This window comes from Pseudomonas sp. P9_31 (genome assembly GCF_034008235.1).
Classification (GTDB): Bacteria; Pseudomonadota; Gammaproteobacteria; order Pseudomonadales; family Pseudomonadaceae; genus Aquipseudomonas.
Genome location: NZ_CP125375.1, coordinates 4231311 through 4253662, shown reverse-complemented (window position 1 = coordinate 4253662; position 22352 = coordinate 4231311). Strand labels below are relative to the sequence as shown.

Genomic DNA, 22352 nt, shown 5'->3' with positions numbered 1-22352 from the left:
TAGCATTAGCCGCTTCTGTTCCTTCGTTGCGACGGTTTTCGATGAGTTATCAGGTTCTTGCACGTAAATGGCGTCCGCGCTCGTTCGGCGAAATGGTCGGCCAGACCCATGTGCTCAAGGCTCTGATCAATGCCTTGGACAGCCAGCGGCTGCACCACGCGTACCTGTTTACCGGTACGCGCGGGGTCGGCAAGACCACCATCGCGCGGATCATTGCCAAATGCCTGAACTGTGAAACAGGTATCACTTCGACCCCCTGTGGCGAGTGCTCGGTGTGCCGCGAGATCGATGAAGGCCGCTTCGTCGACCTGATCGAGATCGACGCCGCGAGCCGGACCAAGGTCGAAGACACCCGCGAGCTGCTCGACAACGTGCAGTACGCGCCGAGTCGCGGGCGCTTCAAGGTCTACCTGATCGACGAAGTGCACATGCTCTCCAGCCATTCCTTCAATGCGCTGTTGAAAACCCTCGAAGAGCCGCCGCCCTACGTCAAGTTCATCCTGGCCACCACCGATCCGCAGAAACTTCCGGCAACGATTCTCTCGCGGTGCCTGCAATTCTCCCTGAAGAACATGACCCCGGAACGGGTGGTCGAGCATCTGACCCACGTGCTGAGCGTCGAGAACGTGCCGTTCGAAGATGACGCACTGTGGCTGCTGGGCCGCGCTGCCGACGGTTCGATGCGTGACGCCATGAGCCTGACCGACCAGGCCATCGCCTTCGGTGAAGGCAAGGTGCTGGCCGCCGACGTGCGGGCAATGCTTGGCACCCTCGATCATGGCCAGGTCTACGACGTCCTGCATGCGCTGATCGAAGGCGACGCCAAGGCGTTGCTCGAGGCCGTGCGGCATCTGGCCGAACAAGGCCCGGACTGGAACGGCGTGCTTTCGGAAATTCTCAACGTGCTGCATCGCGTCGCCATCGCCCAGGCCTTGCCTGAAGGTGTCGACAACGGCCATGGCGATCGCGATCGGGTGCTGGCACTGGCCCAGGCGCTGCCGGCCGAAGACGTGCAGTTCTATTATCAGATGGGCCTGATTGGTCGCCGGGATTTGCCGCTGGCACCGGACCCGCGCGGCGGCTTCGAAATGGTCCTGCTGCGAATGCTCGCGTTCCGGCCGGCAGACACCGCGGACGCGCCGAGGCAACCGCTAAAGCCAGTGGGGATCAGCCAGGCCACAGTTGATTCCGCAAACTCAGTGGCTGCCGCGCCGGTCGTTGCGCCGGTAGTCGTTGCGGCGGTTGCACCGGCTCCGGTGGCGCCCGTGGTTGCACTGGCCCCTGTCCCGGCAGTTGAGCCTGAATCAATCGCGCCCGTGGCCGTGCCTGAGCCCGAGCCTGTGGTCGAGCGCGTAGCGATCGAAGAAGTCGTTGATCTGCCCTGGAACGATCCGGTAGAGCCCGAGGTTGTCCAGCAACCCGCTGTCGAGCCGGTGCTGGAAACGGCCGGCGAACAACCCGAATTGCCACCGATGCCCATGCCGACGCCGGACAGCGTGGTGCCGGACGCCCCGGAATGGGCCGCTGCGCCGATCCCGGAGCCGTCCGTGGCCGAAGTCGATGCCGCGACGCCAGGCATGGACCCGGACGACGAGCCGCCGCTGGACGAGGATTACATCGAGCCGGACATGGATTCGGCCTACAGCTACCTCGACGATCTGGCCAGTGAGCACACCGCCGAACCTGCGCCGGAACCCGAGCCTGAACCGGCCGCGATGCCAGCCACCGGCCTGGCCCTGCAATGGCTGGAGCTGTTCCCGAAATTGCCGGTGTCCGGCATGACCGGCAGCATCGCCGCCAACTGCACGCTGATCGCCGTCGATGGCGACAACTGGCTGTTGCACCTGGACCCGGCCCACAGCGCCTTGTTCAACGCCACGCAACAACGTCGCCTCAATGATGCGCTGAACCAGTTTCATGGGCGTACGCTGACCCTGAGCATGGAGCTGATCAAGCCAGAGCAGGAAACCCCGGCCCAGGCCGCGTCCCGGCGTCGGGCCAACCGTCAGCGCGAGGCCGAGGAGTCGATCCATGGCGATCCGTTCATCCAGCAAATGATGCAGCAGTTCGGGGCGGTGGTCCGTCACGATACTATTGAACCTGTCGAGGCTCTGGTCAGTCAGGGCTAATAACTGAAGGCGCTTGGCCCCAACGGCCGGGCGCTGTTTTTATCCAAGTACTTTTGAGGTGATTCCCATGATGAAAGGTGGCATGGCCGGCCTGATGAAGCAGGCGCAGCAGATGCAGGAAAAAATGGCCAAGATGCAGGAAGAGCTGGCCAACGCCGAAGTCACCGGTAAAGCCGGTGGCGATATGGTCACCGTGGTAATGACCGGTCGTCACGACGTCAAGCGTGTGACCATCGACCCAAGCCTGGTCGAAGGCCTGAGCGAAGACGACAAAGAGATGCTGGAAGCTGTATTCGCCGCTGCCGTCAACGACGCTGTGCGCAAGATCGAAGCCAACAGCCAGGACAAAATGTCCGGCATGACCGCTGGCATGCAACTGCCACCGGGTATGAAACTGCCATTCTGATTCGCCAACGCGCATTGGATCGGTTACAAAAAATGCCAGGCATCGCGCCTGGCATTTTTGTTTCTGTCTGTTGGAAGTGTGGTGCCTGTGAGGCAGCCTTCGCGGGCAAGCCCGCTCCCACAGGGATCACCTAAATCCTGTGGGAGCGTGGCTTGCCCGCGATGAAGTCACCTCGGTACCACTGACGAAACATCGAACGCGACACCCCCACAAAGGTCTGCTCCCTATTCGGTCGGATTCGTCGATCAAGGAGACGCTGTTATTTGACGCTAAACAGAGGCACGGGTATAAACCGCGTCTCGTTGTTATGTCGGACTTTTTCCCCATGAGCTTCAGCCCTTTGATTCGCCAACTGATCGATGCCCTGCGAATTTTGCCGGGTGTGGGTCAGAAAACTGCCCAGCGCATGGCGTTGCAACTGCTTGAGCGTGATCGCAGCGGCGGTTCGCGACTGGCCCAGGCGCTGAGCCAGGCCATGGAAGGGGTGGGCCACTGCCGCTTGTGCCGCACGCTGACCGAAGACGATCTGTGCCCGCAATGCGCTGATTCACGCCGCGACGACACCTTGCTGTGTGTGGTGGAGGGTCCAATGGACGTTTATGCGGTGGAGCAGACCGGTTTCCGCGGTCGCTACTTCGTGCTCAAGGGCCACTTGTCGCCTCTGGACGGGCTGGGGCCGGAAGCCATCGGCATTCCACAACTGATGGCGCGAATCGAAGAGGCGGGCACGTTTACCGAAGTTATCCTCGCCACCAACCCGACGGTGGAAGGCGAGGCCACGGCGCATTACATCGCCCAGTTGCTCAGCAACAAAGGCCTGATCGCCTCGCGCATCGCCCATGGCGTGCCGTTGGGTGGCGAGCTGGAGCTGGTGGATGGCGGGACATTGGCGCATTCGTTTGCCGGGCGTAAGCCGATTGCCTTGTAGCGCCTGAACTGACGCCTTCGCGTTACTTATCGCTCAACGCAAACTGCGTCAGGCAAAACGTCGGAATCCCCATGTCTTCCAGGCGCTGTGAGCCACCCAGCTCCGGCAAGTCAATGATCGCCGCCGCTTCATGCACCCGCGCGCCCATGCGCCGGATCAGGTTGGCCGCCGCAATCAGGGTGCCGCCGGTGGCGATCAGGTCATCGAACATCACCACCGAATCGCCCTCGCACAGGCTGTCGGCGTGGACTTCGAGGAAGGCTTCGCCGTACTCGGTCTGATAACCCTCGGCCAGCACGTCGGCGGGCAATTTGCCCTGCTTGCGGAATAGCACCAGCGGCTTGTTCAACTGGTAGGCCAGGATCGAACCGATCAGAAAGCCACGGGCATCCATGGCGCCGATGTGGGTGAAGTCGGCCTCGACGTAACGATGGGCAAAGCTGTCCATCACCAGGCGCAGGGCCGTGGGCGACTGGAACAGTGGGGTGATGTCGCGAAAGATCACGCCCGGCTTGGGGAAGTCGATCACGGGGCGGATCAGGGATTTGATGTCGAAGGAGTCGATGACCATCGTCGAAGTGTCCTGGCGGGCTGCAAACGTCGCAGTATAACGGCGGCTGAACCGTTTCGCTCAGCCGCCGTCGCCAGGATCAGCCGTCGATCGAGCCGCCGGCCAGGGCGCAGAGCTGGATCGGGTCGAGGATGTGCACTTCCTTGCCCTCGGCGGCGATCAGTTCGTTTTGCTGGAAGCGAGTGAACACCCGGGACACGGTTTCCACCGCCAGGCCCAGGTAATTGCCGATTTCGTTGCGCGACATGCTCAGCCGGAACTGGTTGGCCGAGAACCCCCGGGCGCGGAAACGTGCCGACAGGTTGACCAGGAAGGTGGCGATGCGCTCGTCGGCGGTTTTCTTCGACAGCAGCAACATCATTTGCTGATCGTCACGAATTTCGCGGCTCATCACCCGCATCAACTGACGGCGCAGTTGTGGCAATTGCAGGGCCAGTTCGTCGAGGTGTTCGAAAGGAATTTCGCACACCGAGGTGGTTTCCAGGGCTTGCGCCGAAACCGGATGTTTTTCGGTGTCCATGCCTGACAGGCCGACCAGTTCACTCGGCAAATGGAAACCGGTGAGCTGTTCTTCGCCGCCATCGCTCAGGCTGAAGGTCTTCAGGGCGCCGGAGCGTACTGCATAAACGGAATCGAACGTGTCGCCCTGGCGAAACAGGAACTCGCCTTTTTTCAGCGGTCGGCCACGTTTGACGATTTCGTCCAGCGCATCCATGTCTTCCAGATTCAGAGAAAGTGGAAGGCAGAGAGGGGCCAGGCTGCAATCCTTGCAATGGGCCTGGTTATGAGCGCGCAGTTTTACTGGCTCGGACATTTCTTTAATCCTTGTGGGAAAACACACATAAGCCGTAAGGGTACCCTACGGGAGGACATTCGGGCCAGCCTGCGACAATTTAGCCATAGGGGGGTCTAGATAACTCGTGAAAAACGCTGGCGATTGGTGTGTTCCAGATACGCGTCGAACACCATGCACACCGAGCGCACCAGCAGCCGGCCTGCGGGGAGTACGGTGATTCGATCGTTGTCCAGCTTAATCAGCCCGTCCTCGGCCATGTCCTGCAGCTGTGGCCAAAGTTCACCGAAATAACCACGAAAATCGATATTGAAGGCCTGCTCGATTTCCGTGAATTCCAGGCTGAAATGGCAAATCAGTTGCTGAATCACTGCTCTGCGCAAGCGATCGTCAGCGTTGCACACCAGGCCACGGCTGGTGGCCAGTTGCGCAGACGCCAAAGCGTTCTGGTACTGGGTCAGGTCGCTGCTGTTCTGGCAGCACAAATCCCCGATCTGGCTGATGGCCGATACCCCCAGACCGATCAGATCGCAATGACCGTGGGTGGTGTAGCCCTGGAAGTTACGTTGCAGGGTCGATTCTTCCTGAGCAATCGCCAGTTCATCGTCGGGCAGGGCGAAATGGTCCATGCCGATGTAGCGGTAACCGGCGGTTGTCAGCTGTTCGATGGTGCGCTGGAGCATTTCCAGCTTCTGCGCCGGCGCCGGTAGATCGTTGCCGTTGATTCGCCGTTGCGGCATGAAGCGTTCCGGCAGATGGGCGTAGTTGAATACCGAGAGCCGATCCGGTTGCAGGCTGATGACTTCGTCGACGGTACGGGCGAAGTTCTCGGGCGTCTGCTTCGGCAGGCCATAGATCAGATCGATGTTGATCGAGCGAAATTGCAGGGTTCGGGCGGCGTCGATCACGGCGCGGGTTTCTTCCAGGCTTTGCAGGCGATTGACCGCTCGTTGCACCGCCGGGTCGAGGTCTTGCAGGCCGATGCTGACCCGGTTGAAGCCCAGTTCCCGGAGCAGGCCCATGGTCGACCAGTCGGCCTCGCGAGGGTCGATCTCGATGCCATAGTCGCCGGAATCGTTATTCAGCAGATTGAAATGCTTGCGCAGCTGAGCCATCAACTGGCGCAGTTCGTCGTGGCTGAGAAAGGTTGGCGTGCCGCCGCCGAAATGCAGTTGCTCGACTTTCTGCGTGGGGTCGAGGTGGCAGGCGATCAGCTGGATTTCCTGTTCCAGGCGCTGCAAATAGGGCAGGGCGCGGCCGCGGTCCTTGGTGATGACTTTGTTGCAGGCGCAGTAGTAGCAGATGTTCGCGCAGAACGGCACGTGCACATACAGCGACAGCGGCCGCAGGGCCTTGCGGCTGTCGCGCAGGGCATGAAACAGGTCGAAGGTGCCGACCTGGCTGTCGAATTGCACGGCGGTCGGATACGAGGTGTAGCGCGGTCCCGCCAGGTCGTAACGGCGGATCAGATCTGTGTCCCAACGAATGGCGTCGAGCATGCGGGCATTCCCCCGGATAGGCTGGCAGTGTGGGCGAGTCTAGGGGGGGCGGCGTTGAGGCATCTTGATTTGAATCAACGGTGGTTGGTGGTTGTGGTGGGTTTCTGGGGCGAGGGAGCTTGCTCCCGCTGGACTGCGCAGCAGTCCCATTTCTTGGGGTCGCTTCGCGCCCCAGCGGGAGCAAGCTCCCTCGCCACAGGTCAGTGGCCCATGAGCCAATGCTGATGCGGTCCCGGCAAGGTCCAGATACCGAACACCATCACCAGCAAGCCGCCGGTCATGCGTACGCTGCGTTTGCGCAATAACGCCGTGACGCGCTCGGCCGCCAGCCCTGTGGCGAGCAGCACCGGCCAGGTGCCCAGCCCGAATGCCAGCATCAGCAATGCACTGTCCAGCGCATTGCCCTGACTCGCCGACCACAGCAATGTGCTGTAAACCAGCCCGCACGGCAGCCAGCCCCACAGTGCGCCCAGCAGCAGCGCCCGGGGCAGGTTCGATACGGGCAGCAATCTGTTGGCAATCGGCTGGATATGCCGCCACAGGCCGCGACCGAGGCTTTCGATGCGGGTCAGGCCGCTCCACCAGCCGGCCAGGTACAGCCCCATGGCGATCAACAGCAGCCCGGCGAGGATGCGCATGAACATTGCCGCCGGGCTATTGGCCACGGCCCAGCCGGCCAGGCCGATCAGCAGGCCGGCAGCGGCATAGCTGAGAATTCGCCCCAGGTTGTAGGCCAGCAACAATCGAAAGCGTCGGCTACGTTGTTCCTTGGGGATCGCCAGGGTCAGCGCGCCCATCAAGCCACCGCACATGCCCAGGCAATGTCCGCCACCGAGCAGGCCGAGGATTAGCGCCGACACCAGCAGTGGCGCCAATTCAAGCATGGGGCGGCGCCTTGTCGTCCGGTTTGGCCGGATGGCCGCTGGCCTCGTCGACCGCAGCCTTGTGGTTCGGGTCCTGGTCGTCGAAGAGGATGCTATGGGCCGGGCCGTCGAGGTCGTCGTACTGACCGCTATCGACCGCCCAGAAGAAGATGTAGATAGCGATGGCCACGATCAGCAGCGCGGCCGGGATCATCACGTAGAGAGCTGGCATCTGGACTCCATGCCCGCGCGGCTCAGGCCGGCAGCGGACGGGTTTCTGGCGTGGTGCCGGCAGCCGGCGCGCACGGCAGGCGAGTCAGGCGCAAGGCATTCAGCACCACGGTCAACGAACTGATGGACATGCCGACTGCGGCCCATACTGGAGTGATCCAGCCGAGGGCGGCGAACGGCAACATGAGGCCATTGTACAGCGCTGCCCACAGCAAGTTCTCGATGATGACCCGGCGGGTGCGACGAGCCAGGCTGAAGGCTTGCACCAGCGCGTCGAGGCGGTTCGACAGCAGCACCGCGTCGGCACTGGTTTTCGCCAGATCGGTGGCCGAACCCATCGCCACGCTGATGTCGGCGGCGGCCAGCACCGGTACGTCGTTGACCCCGTCGCCGAGCATCAACACCTTGCGACCTTCCTGGTGCAGCTGTTGCAGCACCTGCAATTTATCGTCCGGACGCAAGCCCCCACGGGCCTCGTCGATGCCCAATTCGGCGGCGACACTGGCGACCATCGGCGAGCTGTCGCCGGACAGTAGCAGTGTGCGCCAGCCGCGCGCCTTGCACGCCGCCAGCAGGGCGGGTGCGTCGGCGCGTAAACGGTCGTCGAGCACGAACCACGCCAGCGGCCCTTGGCTGTCGCCGAGCAGCAGCCATTGGCCGGGCTCATCGGGCATCACCGGCACTTGAGCACCGCTGAGCTCGCAGACAAACCCCGGTTGGCCAATGCGCAGGCGTTGTAAACCGACCAACCCTTCAAGCCCCAGGCCCGGCGTACTGTGGACTTCTTCGGCGGCCAGCGGCGCGCGGCCAAACGCCCGGGCGATCGGGTGTTCGGAGCGGTTTTCCAGGGCGGCGGCGAGGCTCAGGCATTGATCACTGGCCAGGGCCCCAAGCGGGCGGATCGAACGCAAGGCCAGGCGACCTTCGGTGAGGGTGCCAGTCTTGTCGAAAATCACCGTGTCGATCTGGTTCAGGCCTTCCAGTACATGGCCGCGCGTCAGCAAAAGCCCCAGTTTGTGCAGCGTGCCGGTGGCGGCGGTGAGGGCGGTCGGCGTGGCCAGGGACAAAGCGCATGGGCAGGTGGCAACCAGCATCGCCAGGACAATCCAGAACGCTCGCGATGAGTCCAGTTCCCACCAGAGCAGGCCGATGGCGGCCACTGCGATAAGCGTCAGCAGTAAAAACCACTGCGCGGCGCGGTCGGCGATTTCCGCCAGTCGGGGCTTTTCGGCCTGGGCGCGATCCAACAGGCGGACGATGGCCGACAGGCGCGTGTCCTGACCCAGCGCCAAGACCTCCACGGTCAGTGCGCCTTCAACGTTCAAGGTGCCGGCGGTGACGGCATCGCCCAGGGTTCGTGGTTGTGGCAGGTATTCGCCGGTGAGCAGGGATTCGTCGATGCTCGACTGGCCGTCGAGGATCTTGCCGTCGGCTGGCAGAGTCGCGCCGGGATGCACCAGCACCTGATCGCCCACGCGCAATTCGCTGAGCAGAATTCGCTCGCTCTGGCCGTCAGCACTCAGCCGCAGGCAGGAGGCGGGCAACAGATTGACCAGTTGTGCGGTTGCGGCGGCTGTGCGTTCCCGTGCGCGGCGTTCCAGATAGCGCCCGGCCAGCAGGAACAGCGCAAACATCCCCACCGCATCGAAATACAGTTCGCCGACCCCGGTGATCGAGGTCCAGATCCCTGCGATGTAAGCACTGCCGATCGCCAGCGACACCGAAACGTCCATGGTCAGGTGACGGGTGCGCAGATCGCGCATCGCCCCTTTGAAGAACGGCGCGCAGCTGTAAAACACGATCGGGGTGGTCAGAAACAGCGCGACCCAGCGCAAGATGGTGTGCAGCTGCGGGCTGAGGTCGATGTTGAATTCCGGCCAGGTGGCCATGGTCGCCATCATCGCCTGGAACCACAGCAGCCCCGCGACCCCGAGTTGACGCAGGGCCAGGCGGTTTTCGCTGGCCAGTTGTTCGCTGGCGCGGTCGGCCTGATAAGGGTGGGCGGCGTAACCGATGTGGCGCAATTCGCTGAGCACTTGGCTCAATGGCAATTGCGCATCGGCCCAGCGTACATGCAGACGATGGTTGGACAAATTCAAGCGTGCTTCGGCCACTGCCGGGAGGCTGCGAAGATGCTTTTCGATCAACCAGCCGCAGGCGGCGCAACTGATGCCTTCCATCAACAGGGTGGTTTCGGCGAGTTCGCCTTCGTGACGAACAAAGGGTTGCTGCACATCGGCGCGATCATAGAGCTCCAGCTCATCCACCAATTGCACCGGTAATGCTTCGGGGTTGGCCGAGGCTTCGCTGCGATGCTGGTAATAGCTTTCCAGCCCACCGGCCACGATGGCCTCGGCCACCGCCTGGCAACCCGGACAACAGAACTCGCGGGTATCCCCGAGGACGGCGGCCGTGAAGCGGCTGCCCGCCGGGACGGGCAGGGCACAGTGGTAGCAGGGGGTTGGGGTACTCATGAGCTGGAATCTATAGCGTCCGGGAGGGCCTCATCGCGAGCAGGCTCGCTCCCACATTTGATCTATGTCGTGCACAAAATGCATGTACACCGCAGATCTACTGTGGGAGCGAGCCTGCTCGCGATGCGCGAAGCGCGACTTTATTTTTTCAGGTCTTCTGCGCCTTGCAACGGCTCATCACCGAGCAGCAGATCCTTGGCATGGCTGACCTGTTCTTCCTCGAACATGCGCCAGATCTTGTCATCCTGCACGCCCAGTAATTCGACGAAACGGCGGCCTTCAACCTTGTCGCTCAACTGGCCGATGTAGCGGCCCTGTTCGGTTTCGCTGCGGGCCAGGGTGATCTTGCGATCTTTCTCCGGCTGGGTGGGTGAAATCAGGTTCAGCTCAAGGGTTTTGGGCTGGCTGTTGCCGCTCAGGCGCAGATCGACTTCGCCGGTCACGTCATCCAGGTGCACGCTGGCACGCAGTTGCAGGGTCTGGGCCAGCAGTTCACGGTCCAGGGAGCGGTTGATGCCTTTGCCGGCCTCGTAATAGTTATCGTTGACCAGGTTGTCCGGGTTGTTCACCGCGATGATCACCATCGACAGGGTCAAGGTCACCGAGCAGGCCAGGATGGCGATGATGATCCACGGCCAAAGGTGCTTGTACCAGGGGCTTGCGGCAGTTGCTGCGGGCATGATCATTTCTCTCAACGAATTTGTGGGCCGATGAATCGGCTCTTGGCTTCAACGTGGACGTTGGCGTCGTCGGCATCCTTGAGGATGAATTTCACCTCGTTGGTGCTCGACGGCAGTTGCTCCGGTGCACTGGACAACTCGACCGGCTGGCTGAAAATTTCCCCGGCGGCGACTTTGATCTCACGCTTGCCTTGCAGCTTGAGGTCCGGCAGGCCGGTGGCTTCCAGCACGTACGTGTGGTCGCGCTGGTCCTTGTTCATGATCTTCAGGCTGTAGACGTTTTCGATCCGGCCTTCGGCATTCTCGCGGTACAACACGCGGTCTTTGCTGACATCGAAACCGACCAGCGAGCGCATGAAGAACGCGGTCACCAGCAACGCGATCATGGTCAGCAACACCAGGGCATAGCCGATCAGGCGCGGGCGCAGTTTATGGGTTTTTTGCCCCGACAGGTTGTGCTCGGTGGTGTAGCTGATCAGGCCGCGCGGGTAATCCATCTTGTCCATGATGCTGTCGCAGGCATCGATGCACGCCGCGCAGCCGATGCATTCGATTTGCAGGCCGTCGCGGATGTCGATGCCGGTGGGGCAGACCTGGACGCACATGGTGCAGTCGATGCAATCGCCCAGGCCCTGAGCCTTGTAGTCGATGCCTTTCTTGCGCGGGCCACGGCTCTCGCCACGACGCGGGTCGTAGGAGACGATCAGCGTGTCCTTGTCGAACATCACACTCTGGAAGCGTGCGTACGGGCACATGTAAATGCACACCTGCTCGCGCAACCAACCGGCGTTGCCGTAAGTGGCGAGGGTGAAGAAACCGACCCAGAAATACGACCAGCCATCGGCTTCGCCTGTGAAGAAGTCGATCACCAGTTCGCGAATCGGCGAGAAGTAGCCGACGAAGGTCATGCCGGTCACGAAACCGATCAGCAGCCACATCGTGTGCTTGCTGAATTTGCGCAGGAATTTGTTGGCGCTCATCGGCGCCTTGTCGAGCTTGATGCGCTGGTTGCGGTCGCCTTCGGTGACCTTTTCGCACCACATGAAGATCCAGGTCCAGACGCTTTGCGGGCAGGTGTAGCCGCACCAGACACGACCGGCATACACGGTAATGAAGAACAGGCCAAAGGCACTGATGATCAGAATGCCCGAGAGCAGGATGAAATCCTGAGGCCAGAAGGTCGCGCCAAAAATGAAGAATTTACGTTCTGGCAGGTTCCACCAGACGGCTTGATGAGCGCCCCAGTTCAGCCACACCGTGCCGAAATACAGCAGAAACAGCGCGGCACCACCCATCATCCGCAGGTTGCGAAACAGGCCGGTGAAGGCGCGGGTGTAGATCTTTTCTCGAGAGGCGTAGAGGTCGACGCTGTTGTTCGCGTTCTTGGCAGGCGGAGTGACGTCGTGTACCGGAATCTGATTGCTCATCATTGCATCCCACGGCAGTGGAAAAATGCCCCGGTCAGTACGTGCCAACCGCGGTCAAAAAGAGGTGTTGCAGTGGCGCAATGATACGCCTGTCGCTCTGGCACAAGGGTGCGACCTTTGGTCACGTTGGTGGAAATCAACTGACAGTGTAGTGACTTGAATCAATTGACTTGTGAATTATGGTCGGTTTTGAAGGGGCGGCGAGCTCATTCGTCCCATGGATTGATCAGTGCAGCACCGCTGGACTGAAAATCGCTCACCCCTGCTTGTGGTCACCCGCTTCGGAGATCACGACCTTTAACGCTGTCGGCTTGCACGAAAACGGCCCCATCAGATGAGGGGGCCGTTTTTGTGGCTTCGGTCACTGTTTGGTGGTCGGTGCCGGGAATCAGGGCAGCCTGCCACCTCCCAGGTTATCCAGACCACTGCCGTTACCACGTTTTTTATCTACGCCATTGGCGTCATCTACGTCAGTTATGTGGGTGAAAGACCTGATTCGAGCATTTTGCGCGCTCGCACCTGTCGTTGAGTCTTCAGGTTCAACGTCTACAGCGTCTTGAAGCGCTGGTTCAAAGTCGTCATGCATAGTGTTGTCGTCATTCTTTGACATGTAGTTCTTCCATGTAAGTTGGCCCTGACGTTGGTCATCGGGGTGGGAATGAACGCTATAGGGCACTGAAGTTCGAGTCTATTGAGCATTTGTCTCAAGTCATGAGCACATTGCCGAGACAAAAAAAGCCCCGCCGATTTTCATGGGCGGGGCCGTTTTATTGCATCAAACGCGTGTCTTACTGGGCATCCGCCGCCGAAGCCTTCTCACCGTGAGACAGGCTGTAGACATAAGCGGCCAGCAGGTGAACCTTGTCGTTGCCTTGCAGCTGTTCTTGCGCAGGCATCTGGCCCTGACGGCCGTAACGGATGGTCTGCTGCAGTTGAGCGAAGCTCGAACCGTAGATGAACGCCGCCGGGTGGGTCAGGTTGGGGGCGCCCATGGCTGGGGTGCCTTTGCCTTCCGGACCGTGGCACGCCACGCAGTTGGCAGCGAACAGCTTCTGGCCGGCAACCGGGTCAGCCTTGGCGCCTTCCGGCAGCTTGCGGCCATCGAGGGTGGTCAGCACGTAAGCGGCAACGTCGCTAACGCCTTGTTCGCCGATCACTTCAGCCCAGGCTGGCATCACGGCGTGACGACCGCCCATGATGGTGGTCTTGATGGTTTGTGCTTCGCCGCCCCAGCGCCAGTCGGCGTCGGTCAGGTTCGGGAAACCGTAGGCGCCTTTGGCGTCGGAACCGTGGCAGACCGAGCAGTTGGAGGCGAACAGGCGGCCACCCATCTTCAGGGCTTGCGGGTCTTTTGCCACGTCTTCGATCGGCATGGAAGCGAACTTGGCGAAGATCGGGCCGAATTTGGCGTCCGACCTGAGCATTTCCTTTTCCCACTCGTGGACGCCGGTCCAGCCGGTCTGGCCGTTGGCGAACGCGGTCTGCTTGTCGTTATCGAGGTAGTTATAACCCGGCAGCAGGCCTTTCCAGTTACCCAGGCCCGGATACAGGACCAGGTAGCCCAAGGCGAAGATGATGGTGCCTACGAACAGCATGAACCACCATTTCGGCAGTGGGTTGTCGTACTCCTCGATCCCGTCGAAGGAGTGGCCGACCGTCTCGTCGGTCTGCTCGGCGCGCTGACCTTTGCGGGTGGACAGCAGCAGCCAGGTCAGGGCGAAGATGGTGCCGAGACTGAGGACTGTGACGTACAGACTCCAGAACGTAGTCATTCTTTGTTACTCCTAGAAGCTTGCTCGACGTGCTTGATGGCTTCGGGATCATCCGCGAAAGGCAGCAAGGTCGCGTCTTCAAACTCCGACTTGCGCTTGGGGCTGAACACCCACAACGCCAGACCGATGAAGGCCACCATCACAACAACGGTGCCCAGGCCACGAATCATCCCGATATCCATCTAAATCACCGTTTGCTTTTGATGATGGTGCCCAGGCCTTGCAGATAGGCCACCAGCGCGTCCATTTCGGTTTTGCCCTTCACAGCATCCTTGGCGCCGGCGATGTCTTCGTCGGTGTAAGGGACGCCGAGCGTGCGCAAGACTTCCATTTTCTTGGCGGTGTCTTTGCCGTCGAGCTTGTTTTCCACGAGGAACGGGTAGGCCGGCATTTTCGACTCAGGCACTACGTTGCGCGGGTTGTACAAGTGCGCACGCTGCCAGTCATCGGAGTAACGACCGCCGACACGGGCCAGGTCCGGACCGGTGCGCTTGGAACCCCACAGGAACGGGTGGTCCCAAACGCTTTCACCGGCGACCGAGTAGTGGCCGTAACGTTCGGTTTCAGCACGGAACGGGCGGATCATCTGCGAGTGGCAGCCGACACAACCGTTGGCGATGTACACGTCGCGGCCTTCCAGCTCAAGGGCGGTGCGAGGCTTCATGCCCTCGACCGGCTTGTTGGTGACGTCCTGGAAAAACAGCGGAACGATTTGGGTCAGGCCGCCGATGCTGACGGCGATAACCATGAAGAAGGCCAGCAGGCCAATGTTCTTCTCGACTGCTTCATGCTTCATCAGTGAGCTCCAACTACAGCAATCTTGGCGGCGGCTTCGGCTTCAACCGGGTCCGAGGCACGAACGGTACGGAACACGTTGTAGGCCATGAACAGCATGCCGCTGGCAAAGAACGCACCGCCCAGGGCGCGAACGATGAAACCAGGGTGGCTGGCTTGCAACGCTTCGACGAACGAGTAGGTGAGGGTGCCGTCGTCGTTGATTGCACGCCACATCAGGCCTTGGGTGATGCCGTTGACCCACATCGACGCGATGTACAGAACGGTACCGATGGTCGCGAGCCAGAAGTGCGTGTTGATCAGGCCGATGCTGTGCATCTGCGCGCGACCGAACAGTTTCGGGATCATGTGGTAGATCGCGCCGATCGAGATCATCGCTACCCAGCCGAGCGCGCCGGCGTGAACGTGGCCGATGGTCCAGTCGGTGTAGTGCGACAGCGAGTTGACGGTCTTGATGGCCATCATCGGGCCTTCGAAGGTCGACATGCCGTAGAACGCCAGCGATACCACGAGGAAACGCAGGATCGGGTCGGTGCGCAGCTTATGCCAGGCGCCCGACAGGGTCATCATGCCGTTGATCATGCCGCCCCAGCTTGGTGCCAGCAGGATGATCGACATCGCCATGCCCAGGGACTGAGCCCAGTCCGGCAGTGCGGTGTAGTGCAGGTGGTGGGGGCCTGCCCAGATGTACAGGGTGATCAGCGCCCAGAAGTGCACGATCGACAGGCGATAGGAGTAGATCGGACGCTCGGCCTGTTTCGGCACGAAGTAGTACATCATCCCCAGGAAGCCGGTGGTCAGGAAGAAGCCCACGGCGTTGTGGCCGTACCACCACTGGATCATCGCGTCCGTCGCGCCCGAGTAGGCCGAGTAGGACTTGAACAGGCTGACCGGCAGCGACATGTGGTTGACGATGTGCAGCATCGCGGTCACGACGATGAAAGCACCGTAGAACCAGTTACCGACATAAATGTGCTTGGTCTTGCGCTTGACGATGGTGCCGAAGAACACCAGACCGTAGGTGACCCAGACGATGGCCAGCAGAATAGCCAGAGGCCATTCCAGTTCCGCGTATTCCTTGGTGGTGGTGTAACCCAGCGGCAAGGTAACGATCGCGCCGACGATCACCGCTTGCCAACCCCAGAAGGTGAAGGCCGCGAGGCTGTCGGAAATCAGTCGCGTTTGGCAGGTTCGCTGCACGACGTAATAGGAAGTGGCAAACAGGGCACAACCACCGAAGGCGAAAATCACCAGGTTGGTGTGCAACGGGCGTAAGCGTCCAAAAGTCGTCCACGGCAGACCGAAGTTCAATTCCGGCCATACGAGCTGTGAGGCGATGAAGACACCAAGCCCCATGCCAAGGATCCCCCAGACCACCGTCATGATGGCGAACTGGCGGACTACCTTATAGTTATAAGCAGTCGGACTGATTGCTGTGCTCATTCTAAGGTTCCACGGTTTGGGTGTTTTATTAGGAGTAAAAATCGGCCGCAAGTATGTAGAAAGCGGGGGGTCATTGCAACGCGCCATGACCTGGGTCAATGCTTTCAAAAGCTGATTCTGCGGCCTTTCCATGCGCCGCGTAAGGACAAAATTGCCCTCTGACAAAATGTCGCAGCGGATGAAAAAAGCGAAGGGGTCAGGTCAGATGTAACGGAGTGTGTTCAAACGCAAAGATCGAGGGACAGACGGCAATGTGCGCGACAGCCGGTATCTACCAGCCTTTGCGGCCTGTCATCGAGCAGAATCGTCGAACACATCGGGTAAAATCGACCTGGAACCGACTCATGCCAGTCCGCACCGAGGAAGCTTAGACCCGAATCTGGTGAACCGAAAGGAAGGGGAATGGGAGGGTGCGACAATGGGTCGCAAAGAGGCAGGGAACTGCCGCATTCCGCAGAATGCGGCAGTAGAGCGGTCAAAAATTATTCGCCTTTGCCTTGTGCCTGCAAACGCTCGGTGCTGACTCCGTGGGACAAGCTGTACACGTAAGCGGCCAGCAATTGCACCTTGTCGTTGCCCAGCAGTTCGTTTTGCGCTGGCATATGGCCCTGGCGGCCATGGCGAATAGTCTGTTGCAGTTGCGCCAGGCTAGTACCGTAGATAAAACCGGCCGGGTGCGTCAGATTCGGCGCGCCCATGGCTTCAGTGCCCTGGCCGTTTGCCCCATGACAGGCTACGCAGGTGGTGCTGAACACTTGCTGTCCGGCTTGCAGATCGGCGGTGCTGCCTTCCGGCAAGGGCAGGCCGGCCAGTTCGTGACGCACATACGCCGCGACGTTTTTCACGCCCGCGTCCCCGAGGATTTCACCCCACGCCGGCATCGCAGCCATGCGACCGCCCATGATCGTGGTTTTGATCGTCTCGGCGCTCCCGCCCCAGCGCCAATCGCTGTCCGCCAGGTTGGGGAAGCCGAACGCGCCCTTGGCATCCGAGCCGTGGCACACCGAGCAATTGGACGCAAACAGACGACCGCCCATTTTCAGCGCTTGCGGGTCTTTGGCAACTTCTTCCACGGGCATGGCCGCAAACCTGGCAAAGATCGGTCCGAACTTCGCATCAGCCTTGTTCATCTCTTTTTCCCACTCGTGGACGCCGGTCCAGCCGTCCTCGTAACCCGGCAGGATGCCTTTCCAGTTGCCCAGGCCCGGGTAAAGGATCAAGTAGCCCACGGCGAACACCAGCGTGCCGGCGAACAGCATGAACCACCACTGCGGCAGCGGGTTGTCGTACTCCTCGATGCCGTCGAAACTGTGGCCCATGGTCTGGTCGGTGCTGCCCTTGGTTTCCCCTCGGCGCGTGCCGATCAGCAGCCAGGTCAGGCCGATCAGGCTGCCGATGGTCAGTACGCAGATCCACGTACTCCAGAAGGTGGTCATGGCCGGGTACTCCTTGTTGTTGCAGGTTCTTGGGTGGTGGTGTTGCCTTGTTGCGGTTCGTCGGCGAACGGCAGCAGGCGCGCTTCGGCGAATGCCGGATTGCGCTTGCCGTTGAACACCCACAGCGTCAGGCCGACGAAGGCCACGAACACCACGACCGTGCCCAGGCCGCGGATCATTCCACTGCTCATTTCAAAGACCATGGGGCTCACCTCTTGCTCTTGATGGCAGTGCCGAGCACTTGAAGGTAGGCAACCAGCGCGTCCATTTCGGTCTTGCCCTTGAGCGACTCGACACTGCCTGCGATGTCCTCATCGGTGTACGGCACGCCGAGAGTGCGCATGGCGCGGAGCTTGGTTTCGGTGTGGCTGCTGTCGACCGGATTGGCCACCAGCCACGGGTAGGCCGGCATCTTCGACTCCGGCACCACGTTGCGCGGGTTGTACAAGTGCGCGCGATGCCAGTCTTCGGAGTAGCGACCGCCCACTCGCGCCAAATCAGGTCCGGTTCGTTTCGAACCCCAAAGGAACGGGTGATCCCACACACTTTCCCCGGCCACCGAGTAGTGGCCATAGCGCTCGGTTTCGGCACGGAACGGGCGGATCATCTGCGAATGGCAACCGACGCAGCCTTCGCGGATGTAAATGTCGCGACCTTCCAGTTGCAACGCGGTGTAGGGCTTCATGCCTTCCACCGGTTTGTTGGTCACGTCCTGAAAGAACAGCGGGACGATCTGGGTCAGGCCGCCGATGCTCACGGCCAGCACCATCAGCAACAGCAGCAGGCCGACGTTTTTCTCGATTGTTTCGTGTTTCATGGCGGACTCCTCAGGCGATCTGCGTAGCAGCGGCGGCTTCGGCAGGCTGTGAGGCCCGCACGGTGCGCCAGGTGTTGTAAGCCATCAGGAACATGCCACTGAGGAAGATCGCACCGCCCACCAGCCGTACGACGAAGCCTGGGTGGCTGGCCACCAGGGTTTCGACGAAGGAATAGGTCAGCGTGCCGTCCTCGTTGACGGCGCGCCACATCAGGCCCTGGGCGATGCCGTTGACCCACATCGAGGCGATGTACAGCACGGTGCCGATGGTCGCCAGCCAGAAGTGCGCATTGATCAGGCCGGTGCTGTGCATCTGCTCGCGGCCGAAGACTTTCGGGATCATGTGGTACAGCGCGCCGATGGAAATCATCGCCACCCAGCCGAGCGCGCCGGCGTGAACGTGGCCGATGGTCCAGTCGGTGTAGTGGGAGAGGGCGTTGACCGTTTTGATCGCCATCATCGGCCCTTCGAAGGTCGACATGCCGTAGAACGCCAGGGAGACCACGAGGAAACGCAGGATCGGGTCGCTGCGCAACTTATGCCAGGCCCCCGACAGGGTCATCATGCCGTTGATCATCCCGCCCCAGCTCGGCGCCAGCAGGATCAGCGACATCACCATGCCCAGCGACTGCGCCCAGTCCGGCAGTGCGGTGTAATGCAAGTGGTGGGGGCCGGCCCAGATGTACAGGGTGATCAGCGCCCAGAAGTGCACGATGGACAGGCGATAGGAATACACCGGACGCTCGGCCTGTTTCGGCACGAAGTAGTACATCATCCCGAGAAAACCGGCGGTGAGGAAAAAGCCTACGGCGTTGTGTCCGTACCACCACTGCACCATGGCATCGGTCGCACCGGCGTACACCGAGTAGGACTTGGTGAGGCTCACCGGCAATTCCAGGTTGTTGACGATGTGCAGGATCGCCACGGTGATGATGAACGCACCGAAGAACCAGTTACCGACATAGATGTGTTTGGTCTTGCGCTGCATGATCGTGCCGAAAAACACGATGGCATAGGCCACCCAGACGATGGTGATCAGGATGTCGATCGGCCATTCCAGTTCGGCGTATTCCTTGGAACTGGTGTAACCGAGCGGCAGGCTGATGGCCGCCAGCAGGATCACCAGTTGCCAGCCCCAGAAGCAGAACGCGGCGATTTTCGGCGCAAACAAACGGGCCTGGCAGGTGCGTTGCACCGAATAGAAAGAACTGGCGAACAAGGCGCAGCCGCCGAAGGCGAAGATCACCGCGTTGGTGTGCAGCGGACGCAACCGCCCGAAGCTGGTCCATGGCAGATTGAAGTTGAGTTCGGGCCAGACCAACTGGGCGGCGAGAAAAACCCCGAGCCCCATGCCGACGATGCCCCATACCACCGTCATAATGGCGAATTGGCGGACCACCTTGTAGTTGTAGGCGGTACTGATAGAAGTGTTCATGGTTCCCCATCCACGGTTCAGCCGAAGTGAGAGCGTTTGCGCAAGGCAACGCTCCCTTCGCCTGGAGTTATAGGCAGACTAAAAGCGAGGCAAGCATGGACAAACAGCACAAGGCCAGTATTGACGGGGATCAATGGGCGCAGTGCGTGCAGGATCATGGATGGTTGTGGAATGCGGCCTCGGCGCCGGCTTCGGCGACACTGATTCTCGCTCATGGCGCCGGTGCGCCGATGGACAGTGGCTGGATGAGCGACATGGCTGTGCGCCTTGCTGCACATGGGGTCAATGTGTTGCGTTTCGAGTTTCCGTACATGGCCCAGCGCCGTGCCGATGGCGGCAAGCGCCCGCCGAACCCGGCGCCGAAATTGCTGGAGTGCTGGCGCGAGGTGTATGCCTTGGTGCGACGCCATGTCACTGGGCGTGTGGCCATTGGCGGCAAGTCCATGGGCGGGCGGATGGCCAGTCTTTTAGCCGATGAGCTGGAAGCGGATGCGCTGGTGTGTCTCGGTTATCCGTTTTATGCGGTGGGCAAACCGGAGAAGCCGCGGGTCGAGCATTTGGCGGCTCTGAAAACCCGGACGTTGATCGTGCAGGGGGAGAGGGATGCGTTGGGTAATCGTGAAGCCGTGGAGGCTTACGCATTGGCCCCGGCTATCGAGGTGTTCTGGCTGACGGCAGGGGACCATGATTTGAAGCCGTTGAAGGCTTCGGGGTTTACCCATGAGCAGCATTTGGCGGCTGCGGCGAGGAAGGTTGCGGAATTTCTACAGTAAGATTTGCAGTGCCTGCCGGGGCCTCATCGCGGGCAAGCCCGCTCCCACAGTGACTGGCGGTGTCGCTCGATTTTTATGATCAATACAAAACCCTGTGGGAGCGGGCTTGCCCGCGAAGGGGCCCGGACAGGCGTCACTATTTTCAGAATGGCAATAAAAAACCCTGTGGGAGCGGGCTTGCCCGCGAAGGGGCCCGGACAGGCGTCACTATTTTCAGAATGGCAATAAAAAACCCGGAAGTTTTCACCGTCCGGGTTTTCGTTTTGCTGTCACTGATCAGCGGTTAAACCGCTCCACCAACGAATACTGGGTATTCGCGGTCTTGGTCAGTTCCTCGCTCAACAGCGCCGAGTTCTGTGCCTGTTCCGAGGTCTGGTCAGCCAGTTGCGAGATGTTGCTGATGTTGCGGCTGATTTCTTCGGCCACAGCGCTTTGCTCTTCGGTAGCGGCAGCGATCTGAGTGGTCATGTCGGTGATGTGGGCCACGGCTTCGCTGATGCCCACCAGCGCCTGATCCGCTTCCAATACCCGTGCCACACCTTCTTCGGCTTGGCGATGGCCAGCCTCCATGGTTTGCACCGCCGTGCCGGCGGTCTGTTGCAGCTTGGCGATCAGGGCGTGGATCTGCCCGGTGGATTCGCTGGTGCGTTGCGCCAGTTGGCGAACTTCGTCGGCCACCACCGCAAAACCACGGCCCATCTCACCGGCACGCGCGGCTTCAATCGCGGCGTTCAAGGCCAGCAGGTTGGTCTGGTCGGCGATGCCTTTGATCACATCAACCACACCGCCGATTTCGTTACTGTCTTTAGCCAGTTGCGTGACCGTCAGGCCGGTTTCACCGACCACCGCCGACAGGCGCTGAATAGCTTCGCGGGTTTCCCCGGCGATATCGCGACCGCGACCGGTCAGGCGATTGGCTTCCTGAGTGGCGTCAGCGGTGCGCTGCACGTGGCTGGCAACTTCCTGAGTGGTGGCGGCCATCTCATTGACGGCGGTCGCCACCTGCTCGGTTTCGACCCGTTGACGTTCCAGGCCCGTGGAGCTGTTGTGGGCCAGGGCGTCGGACTGCTTCGCTTGCTCCGTCAGATGCTCGGCGGTGTCCTGCAGGCGGGTCAGGCAGGTTTTCAGGCGTGCTTCCTGGCTGAGGATCGACATCTCCAGACGCGCCTGGGCACCGCGGCTATCGGTGTACATCTGCGCGATCAGCGGGTCGGACGTGGTCTGCTCGGCCAGGCGCAGCAGACGCTTGATACCGCGCTGTTGCCAGCTCAAGCCCATCAAACCCAATGGCACCGAGAGGCCGGCGGCGAGGGCGAAGCCCCACTGCGACGTCAACGTGGCGCCAATCATGAAGCTCAGTTGGCTGATCAGTATGAACGGCAGCCAGTCCTGAAGTACCGGCAACCACTTATCCGTTTGAGGAACGGCTGACTTGCCCTGGTTGATGCGTTGGTAGAGCGCTTCGGCACGGCGGATCTGCTCGGCGGTGGGCTTGACCCGCACCGACTCGTAACCGATCACCTGATTGCCATCGAACACCGGTGTGACATAGGCGTTAACCCAGTAGTGGTCACCGGTCTTGCAGCGATTCTTGACAATGCCCATCCATGGCAAGCCTTGTTTCAGTGTGCCCCACATGTGCGCGAACACCGCAGCCGGGACGTCGGGGTGACGGACCAGGTTATGCGGCGCACGGATCAGTTCCTCACGAGAAAACCCGCTGATTTCGACGAAATCATCGTTGCAGTAGGTGATCAAGCCCTTGGCATCGGTGGTGGAAATCAACCGTTGCTGAGCCGGGAAGGTCCGTTCGCGTTGTGTAATGGGCTGGTTGTTACGCATGGCTTTCTCAATCCGCAAGGCTTTGAGCGGTTATCGGC

Annotated in this window: 22 protein-coding genes; 4 read left to right on the top strand and 18 right to left on the bottom strand. The window is 60.8% G+C overall.

The annotated features are described in order from the left end of the window. The first annotated feature begins 41 nt into the window (after positions 1–41). The 3 genes from dnaX (at position 42) to recR (ending at position 3463) form a co-directional block, all read left to right on the top strand. Positions 42–2129, top strand: coding sequence for a DNA polymerase III subunit gamma/tau (gene dnaX / locus QMK51_RS18980; RefSeq protein WP_320391231.1), 2088 nt, complete (start codon positions 42–44; stop codon positions 2127–2129). Positions 2130–2196: 67 nt separating this feature from the next. Beyond that, a complete protein-coding gene (locus tag QMK51_RS18975; protein WP_008028561.1) occupies positions 2197–2535 on the top strand; it encodes a YbaB/EbfC family nucleoid-associated protein in 339 nt (112 codons plus the stop codon). 325 nt (positions 2536–2860) lie between these two features. Then, the gene (gene recR / locus QMK51_RS18970; RefSeq protein ID WP_320391230.1) at positions 2861–3463 is read left to right on the top strand and encodes a recombination mediator RecR; all 603 of its coding nucleotides are present in this window, start codon (positions 2861–2863) and stop codon (positions 3461–3463) included. A 22-nt stretch (positions 3464–3485) separates the two neighbouring features. Here recR and QMK51_RS18965 read toward each other — a convergent pair whose 3' ends face one another. The 17 genes from QMK51_RS18965 to ccoN (QMK51_RS18885) form a co-directional block, all read right to left on the bottom strand. Further along, on the bottom strand, positions 3486–4034 hold the full coding sequence (locus QMK51_RS18965; protein WP_320391229.1) for an adenine phosphoribosyltransferase: 549 nt from the start codon (positions 4032–4034) through the stop codon (positions 3486–3488). A gap of 79 nt (positions 4035–4113) precedes the next feature. Then, the gene (gene fnr, locus QMK51_RS18960; RefSeq protein ID WP_258696748.1) at positions 4114–4848 is read right to left on the bottom strand and encodes a fumarate/nitrate reduction transcriptional regulator Fnr; all 735 of its coding nucleotides are present in this window, start codon (positions 4846–4848) and stop codon (positions 4114–4116) included. A 95-nt stretch (positions 4849–4943) separates the two neighbouring features. Further along, positions 4944–6326, bottom strand: coding sequence for an oxygen-independent coproporphyrinogen III oxidase (gene hemN, locus QMK51_RS18955; RefSeq protein WP_320391228.1), 1383 nt, complete (start codon positions 6324–6326; stop codon positions 4944–4946). A gap of 200 nt (positions 6327–6526) precedes the next feature. Then, positions 6527–7210 carry a sulfite exporter TauE/SafE family protein gene (locus QMK51_RS18950; RefSeq protein WP_258696746.1) on the bottom strand — a complete coding sequence of 228 codons (684 nt, stop codon included), beginning with the start codon at positions 7208–7210 and terminating at the stop codon, positions 6527–6529. After that, entirely contained in the window at positions 7203–7421 is a 219-nt protein-coding gene (gene ccoS / locus QMK51_RS18945) for a cbb3-type cytochrome oxidase assembly protein CcoS (RefSeq protein ID WP_007905420.1), read from the bottom strand. Before ccoS ends, QMK51_RS18950 begins: the two co-directional genes overlap by 8 nt. 22 nt (positions 7422–7443) lie before the next feature. Continuing rightward, positions 7444–9894: a heavy metal translocating P-type ATPase gene (locus QMK51_RS18940; RefSeq protein WP_320391227.1), complete on the bottom strand. Its 2451-nt coding sequence runs from the start codon at positions 9892–9894 to the stop codon at positions 7444–7446. Between the two features lie 140 nt (positions 9895–10034). Beyond that, the gene (locus QMK51_RS18935; protein ID WP_258696744.1) at positions 10035–10574 is read right to left on the bottom strand and encodes a FixH family protein; all 540 of its coding nucleotides are present in this window, start codon (positions 10572–10574) and stop codon (positions 10035–10037) included. Positions 10575–10585: 11 nt separating this feature from the next. After that, entirely contained in the window at positions 10586–12001 is a 1416-nt protein-coding gene (ccoG, locus tag QMK51_RS18930) for a cytochrome c oxidase accessory protein CcoG (RefSeq protein ID WP_258696743.1), read from the bottom strand. A gap of 388 nt (positions 12002–12389) precedes the next feature. Further along, positions 12390–12611: a hypothetical protein gene (locus QMK51_RS18925; RefSeq protein ID WP_258696742.1), complete on the bottom strand. Its 222-nt coding sequence runs from the start codon at positions 12609–12611 to the stop codon at positions 12390–12392. Positions 12612–12789: 178 nt separating this feature from the next. After that, positions 12790–13773 carry a cytochrome-c oxidase, cbb3-type subunit III gene (ccoP, locus tag QMK51_RS18920; RefSeq protein WP_258696741.1) on the bottom strand — a complete coding sequence of 328 codons (984 nt, stop codon included), beginning with the start codon at positions 13771–13773 and terminating at the stop codon, positions 12790–12792. After that, entirely contained in the window at positions 13770–13955 is a 186-nt protein-coding gene (locus tag QMK51_RS18915; protein ID WP_003175465.1) for a CcoQ/FixQ family Cbb3-type cytochrome c oxidase assembly chaperone, read from the bottom strand. The genes ccoP (QMK51_RS18920) and QMK51_RS18915 overlap by 4 nt, the downstream gene beginning before the upstream one ends. 5 nt (positions 13956–13960) lie before the next feature. Continuing rightward, positions 13961–14569, bottom strand: a complete 609-nt coding sequence (gene ccoO / locus QMK51_RS18910) for a cytochrome-c oxidase, cbb3-type subunit II (protein ID WP_009042961.1) — start codon at positions 14567–14569, stop codon at positions 13961–13963. Beyond that, the gene (gene ccoN / locus QMK51_RS18905; protein ID WP_258696740.1) at positions 14569–16011 is read right to left on the bottom strand and encodes a cytochrome-c oxidase, cbb3-type subunit I; all 1443 of its coding nucleotides are present in this window, start codon (positions 16009–16011) and stop codon (positions 14569–14571) included. Before ccoN (QMK51_RS18905) ends, ccoO (QMK51_RS18910) begins: the two co-directional genes overlap by 1 nt. Before the next feature lie 482 nt (positions 16012–16493). Beyond that, positions 16494–17447: a cytochrome-c oxidase, cbb3-type subunit III gene (gene ccoP / locus QMK51_RS18900; protein WP_320391226.1), complete on the bottom strand. Its 954-nt coding sequence runs from the start codon at positions 17445–17447 to the stop codon at positions 16494–16496. Continuing rightward, positions 17444–17650, bottom strand: a complete 207-nt coding sequence (locus QMK51_RS18895) for a CcoQ/FixQ family Cbb3-type cytochrome c oxidase assembly chaperone (protein ID WP_320391225.1) — start codon at positions 17648–17650, stop codon at positions 17444–17446. The genes ccoP (QMK51_RS18900) and QMK51_RS18895 overlap by 4 nt, the downstream gene beginning before the upstream one ends. Before the next feature lie 5 nt (positions 17651–17655). Further along, positions 17656–18264 carry a cytochrome-c oxidase, cbb3-type subunit II gene (gene ccoO, locus QMK51_RS18890; protein WP_258696737.1) on the bottom strand — a complete coding sequence of 203 codons (609 nt, stop codon included), beginning with the start codon at positions 18262–18264 and terminating at the stop codon, positions 17656–17658. Between the two features lie 10 nt (positions 18265–18274). Further along, positions 18275–19699 carry a cytochrome-c oxidase, cbb3-type subunit I gene (gene ccoN, locus QMK51_RS18885; RefSeq protein ID WP_320391224.1) on the bottom strand — a complete coding sequence of 475 codons (1425 nt, stop codon included), beginning with the start codon at positions 19697–19699 and terminating at the stop codon, positions 18275–18277. A gap of 95 nt (positions 19700–19794) precedes the next feature. Between ccoN (QMK51_RS18885) and QMK51_RS18880 the strand changes: the two genes are divergently transcribed. Next, positions 19795–20472 (top strand): alpha/beta family hydrolase, encoded by a 678-nt coding sequence (locus QMK51_RS18880; RefSeq protein WP_320391223.1) that lies wholly within the window; start codon positions 19795–19797, stop codon positions 20470–20472. A 276-nt stretch (positions 20473–20748) separates the two neighbouring features. On the opposite strand, the gene QMK51_RS18875 is transcribed toward QMK51_RS18880, so the two are convergent. Next, on the bottom strand, positions 20749–22314 hold the full coding sequence (locus tag QMK51_RS18875; RefSeq protein ID WP_320391222.1) for a PAS domain-containing methyl-accepting chemotaxis protein: 1566 nt from the start codon (positions 22312–22314) through the stop codon (positions 20749–20751). Positions 22315–22352: the final 38 nt, after the last annotated feature.

Excerpts from the sequence above, each read along its gene's own strand:
- QMK51_RS18965 (WP_320391229.1), bottom strand. The coding sequence starts at position 4,034 with ATGGTCATCGACTCCTTCGACATCAAATCCCTGATCCGCCCCGTGATC.
- QMK51_RS18925 (WP_258696742.1), bottom strand. The coding sequence starts at position 12,611 with ATGTCAAAGAATGACGACAACACTATGCATGACGACTTTGAACCAGCG.
- QMK51_RS18895 (WP_320391225.1), bottom strand. The coding sequence starts at position 17,650 with ATGGTCTTTGAAATGAGCAGTGGAATGATCCGCGGCCTGGGCACGGTC.
- hemN (WP_320391228.1), bottom strand. The coding sequence starts at position 6,326 with ATGCTCGACGCCATTCGTTGGGACACAGATCTGATCCGCCGTTACGAC.
- QMK51_RS18875 (WP_320391222.1), bottom strand. The coding sequence starts at position 22,314 with ATGCGTAACAACCAGCCCATTACACAACGCGAACGGACCTTCCCGGCT.
- QMK51_RS18915 (WP_003175465.1), bottom strand. The coding sequence starts at position 13,955 with ATGGATATCGGGATGATTCGTGGCCTGGGCACCGTTGTTGTGATGGTG.
- ccoG (WP_258696743.1), bottom strand. The coding sequence starts at position 12,001 with ATGAGCAATCAGATTCCGGTACACGACGTCACTCCGCCTGCCAAGAAC.
- ccoP (WP_258696741.1), bottom strand. The coding sequence starts at position 13,773 with ATGACTACGTTCTGGAGTCTGTACGTCACAGTCCTCAGTCTCGGCACC.
- ccoP (WP_320391226.1), bottom strand. The coding sequence starts at position 17,447 with ATGACCACCTTCTGGAGTACGTGGATCTGCGTACTGACCATCGGCAGC.
- QMK51_RS18950 (WP_258696746.1), bottom strand. The coding sequence starts at position 7,210 with ATGCTTGAATTGGCGCCACTGCTGGTGTCGGCGCTAATCCTCGGCCTG.
- recR (WP_320391230.1), top strand. The coding sequence starts at position 2,861 with ATGAGCTTCAGCCCTTTGATTCGCCAACTGATCGATGCCCTGCGAATT.
- dnaX (WP_320391231.1), top strand. The coding sequence starts at position 42 with ATGAGTTATCAGGTTCTTGCACGTAAATGGCGTCCGCGCTCGTTCGGC.
- QMK51_RS18975 (WP_008028561.1), top strand. The coding sequence starts at position 2,197 with ATGATGAAAGGTGGCATGGCCGGCCTGATGAAGCAGGCGCAGCAGATG.
- ccoO (WP_258696737.1), bottom strand. The coding sequence starts at position 18,264 with ATGAAACACGAAACAATCGAGAAAAACGTCGGCCTGCTGCTGTTGCTG.
- ccoO (WP_009042961.1), bottom strand. The coding sequence starts at position 14,569 with ATGAAGCATGAAGCAGTCGAGAAGAACATTGGCCTGCTGGCCTTCTTC.
- QMK51_RS18880 (WP_320391223.1), top strand. The coding sequence starts at position 19,795 with ATGGACAAACAGCACAAGGCCAGTATTGACGGGGATCAATGGGCGCAG.
- ccoS (WP_007905420.1), bottom strand. The coding sequence starts at position 7,421 with ATGCCAGCTCTCTACGTGATGATCCCGGCCGCGCTGCTGATCGTGGCC.
- ccoN (WP_258696740.1), bottom strand. The coding sequence starts at position 16,011 with ATGAGCACAGCAATCAGTCCGACTGCTTATAACTATAAGGTAGTCCGC.
- ccoN (WP_320391224.1), bottom strand. The coding sequence starts at position 19,699 with ATGAACACTTCTATCAGTACCGCCTACAACTACAAGGTGGTCCGCCAA.
- fnr (WP_258696748.1), bottom strand. The coding sequence starts at position 4,848 with ATGTCCGAGCCAGTAAAACTGCGCGCTCATAACCAGGCCCATTGCAAG.
- QMK51_RS18940 (WP_320391227.1), bottom strand. The coding sequence starts at position 9,894 with ATGAGTACCCCAACCCCCTGCTACCACTGTGCCCTGCCCGTCCCGGCG.
- QMK51_RS18935 (WP_258696744.1), bottom strand. The coding sequence starts at position 10,574 with ATGCCCGCAGCAACTGCCGCAAGCCCCTGGTACAAGCACCTTTGGCCG.